A 264-nucleotide genomic window follows, 5' to 3' on the forward strand; every position below is an offset into this window, starting at 1 on the left:
GTGGCATTAGATTGGTCTCAACGGATGCTCACGATGAGGTCCGTCAACATATCGCTTAACTTTGAAAAGGATATTTATCATGCGTACTTTCGATCTGACTCCCCTGTACCGTTCCGCCATCGGTTTTGACCGCCTGGCCAGCCTGCTCGAGCAACGCGCCGAGTCGCAGCCGAGCTACCCGCCGTACAACATCGAGCTGGTCGCCGAGGACAAATACCGCATCGTGATGGCCCTTGCCGGCTTCACCCGCGACGAAGTGGAAAT

1 pseudogene is annotated in these 264 nt (G+C 55.7%); it reads left to right on the forward strand.

Annotated features, from left to right (window positions below):
* Positions 1–79 precede the first annotated feature (79 nt).
* Positions 80–264: pseudogene (locus tag KVT32_RS30360) on the forward strand (heat-shock protein); the annotation flags it as partial.

Source organism: Achromobacter sp. GbtcB20, assembly GCF_019091095.1.
GTDB lineage: Bacteria > Pseudomonadota > Gammaproteobacteria > Burkholderiales > Burkholderiaceae_B > Achromobacter > Achromobacter mucicolens.